The following is a 1,920-nucleotide window of genomic DNA, read 5'->3' as shown; positions in this document are numbered from 1 at the left end:
CAGAAGGGGGACGAGCGTGACGGACATGACGACCGGGCGCTTCGTCACCGTGGGGTTCTAGGGGGCGAGATCTAGCCCGCCGGAGCATCGATACCCCGGCGGGCTTTACCGCAGAGAAGGGAGCGGCAACCATGGACTACATCTACGAGGCCGAGCTTGAGCGGGTGGAGGGCGACTGGCTCTGCACCGTGCCCAAGTTCGAGGGCGCGTTCGGCGGGGGAGCGACGGTGCGCAAGGCGGTGGGCAACTGCGCCGAGGCCCTGCGGCTCGCCATCGCCGAGGCTTTGGACGAGGGCGCGCCGCTGCCCCGCGCCACGTTCCACAACCCCCCGCGCGTCGTGATGTGCGTGGAGGTGGGCGAGCGCTACGTGAGGGAGAGCGCGTGCATGACCGTGAAGCAGGCGGCTGAGGAGCTTGGGGTCACGAGCGGGCGCGTGAGCCAGCTGCTCAAGGCTGGGCAGCTCGAGGCGGCCACGATAGATGGGCGGCGCATGGTCACGATAGCGAGCGTCAACGAGCGCAAGGCCAACCCGCCCGAGCCGCACAGGCCGAAGGCCGAGTAGTCTCACGCGCGCCCTACCATCCCGGCAGGAGGTGGCGCGCATGACCAACAGGGACAGGACGCACCGGCAGCTGGCCAAGCACGCGCAGAGGATGCGCAGGTGCTGCGGCTGCACCGTGGGGGAGATAGCCAGGACACTGGAGCTGACCATCGCTGAGACCAAGAAGCTGCTCAAGGAGAGGGCATGAGCCGCCGCTTCTGCCCGCACTGCGGTCGGGTGTTCAGGGGCGACCGCTGCCCGTGCCGACCCCGGCCCAAGCGCAAGGGCACGGCGGGTGACGCCACCAGAGGCGAGCGCGAGCCGTGGCGCAGGCGCTACGCGACCGCAGCCTACCGCAGGGCGAGGCAGCAGGCCATAGCCAGCGCGCACGGCAGGTGCGTCGACTGCGGCAGGGTGTGCGCCACGTACGACGGCAACCAGTGGAGGACCGCAGCCCTCGGCGGCGAGGTCGACCACGTGAGGGCGCTGTGCGACGGCGGAACGGACGAGCCTAGCAACCTCCGGCTGCGGTGCAAGTCCTGCCACAAGAAGCGAGACGACAAGAGAAGGCGCGGCTCCGAGTAGGGCCGAGGGCGCGGGTGCCGACCGGGTGCCCGCGCCTTGCCATGACCCCCCTACCCCTCTGGAAATGGGGAGAGCTATCCACCTACCCCGCGCGCCCCTCCCAAACGTCTATCGCTACGAAATTGGGCGATCGGGGGGGATGTCGGCATACGGGGGCAAACGCAACGCTAAATGGGTCATTTTTGCCACGCTAAATCTCACGCGGCCCGTAACCTTCCCTCCGTCAAGGGAGAGGAGAGCGCATGCGACCGCAGCCGGAACTCGTGGTGGAGGAAGTGCCAGTGGACGAGCTGGTCCCCTACGCCAACAACGCCAAGATGCACCCGCAGAAGCAGATAGACGAGATCGCTGAGAGCATCAGCGAGTTCGGGAACTGCGACCCGATAGGAATCTGGCACAACGAGCGCGGTGAGGCCGAGATCGTGGAGGGCCACGGCCGCCTTCTCGCCCTCAAGAAGCTCGGCATCAAGACGGCACCCGTCATATCGCTCGACCACCTCACCGACGAGCAGCGACGCATCTACACCCACGTCCACAACCAGACGACCCTATCCAGCGGCTTCGACGAGGCCGCCCTGATCGAGGACATGGACAACCTGAACGCGGACTGGAGCGCTCTCGGGTTCCAGGAGTTCCTGCCGAAGCTCGAGGAAGAGGAAACCCTTGAAGAGGTCGATGTTCCGGTCGAAGTGGCATGCAGGTGCAAGCCCGGCGAGATATGGGCGCTCGGCCAGCACCGGGTCATGTGCGGCAGCGCCACGTGCGCGGATGACGTAAAACGGCTCGGGGGGGG

At 67.3% G+C, this 1,920-nt stretch carries 4 protein-coding genes; all 4 read left to right on the top strand.

Going from position 1 to position 1,920, the window contains the following annotated elements:
- Nucleotides 1-131: 131 nt before the first annotated feature.
- Nucleotides 132-563, top strand: coding sequence for a type II toxin-antitoxin system HicB family antitoxin (locus HMPREF2826_RS00690; RefSeq protein WP_070638220.1), 432 nt, complete (start codon nt 132-134; stop codon nt 561-563).
- Between the two features lie 40 nt (nt 564-603).
- Entirely contained in the window at nt 604-750 is a 147-nt protein-coding gene (locus HMPREF2826_RS09360) for a hypothetical protein (RefSeq protein WP_168163954.1), read from the top strand.
- Nucleotides 747-1,127 (top strand): HNH endonuclease, encoded by a 381-nt coding sequence (locus HMPREF2826_RS00685; RefSeq protein ID WP_070638217.1) that lies wholly within the window; start codon nt 747-749, stop codon nt 1,125-1,127. The genes HMPREF2826_RS09360 and HMPREF2826_RS00685 overlap by 4 nt, the downstream gene beginning before the upstream one ends.
- 242 nt (nt 1,128-1,369) lie before the next feature.
- Nucleotides 1,370-1,920 (top strand): ParB/Srx family N-terminal domain-containing protein (locus HMPREF2826_RS00680; protein ID WP_168163953.1); only part of this gene is annotated, 551 nt, incomplete at its 3' end.

The organism is Olsenella sp. HMSC062G07 (assembly GCF_001811895.1).
GTDB classification, from domain to species: domain Bacteria; phylum Actinomycetota; class Coriobacteriia; order Coriobacteriales; family Atopobiaceae; genus Olsenella_F; species Olsenella_F massiliensis.
Note: the sequence above shows the minus strand (reverse complement) of the source record. Positions and strands in the feature narration are given on the sequence as shown.

Coding starts and splice junctions, on each gene's coding strand:
- HMPREF2826_RS00685 (WP_070638217.1), top strand. CDS start 747: ATGAGCCGCCGCTTCTGCCCGCACTGCGGTCGGGTGTTCAGGGGCGAC.
- HMPREF2826_RS00690 (WP_070638220.1), top strand. CDS start 132: ATGGACTACATCTACGAGGCCGAGCTTGAGCGGGTGGAGGGCGACTGG.
- HMPREF2826_RS09360 (WP_168163954.1), top strand. CDS start 604: ATGACCAACAGGGACAGGACGCACCGGCAGCTGGCCAAGCACGCGCAG.